The following is a 253-nucleotide window of genomic DNA, read 5'->3' as shown; positions in this document are numbered from 1 at the left end:
CAGGGCACCGACTGTCATCGTAGACGTTCGTTAGTCCGCAGTGCACGGCAAAAGGCCGCGGTTGCGTACGCAATCGCGGCCTTTTTGCTGTCGTGCGGGTTGTCGTGCGCGTTTTCGTTCGGTGATCCGCGCCGCACGAGTTCACATGCGTCGCAATAGGGAACGAACGTTGCAGCACGAACACCGATCAAAAGGTTTCCCAATCCTGATCGCTGCCGGCGCTCGCCAATGCCTTGGCAGGCGCCTTGACGGA

Annotated in this window: 1 protein-coding gene; it reads right to left on the bottom strand. The window is 60.1% G+C overall.

Annotation, left to right across the window (positions count from 1 at the left end):
* Positions 1-14 precede the first annotated feature (14 nt).
* Positions 15-253: hypothetical protein (locus tag SB724_RS21075; protein ID WP_410572935.1), on the bottom strand; the 239-nt coding region annotated here is incomplete at its 5' end.

The organism is Bacillus sp. SIMBA_031, from assembly GCF_046535225.1.
GTDB classification, from domain to species: Bacteria; Bacillota; Bacilli; order Bacillales; family Bacillaceae; genus Bacillus; species Bacillus velezensis.
The sequence above is the reverse complement of the archived record's forward strand: the minus strand, read 5'-3'. Positions and strand labels throughout refer to the sequence as shown.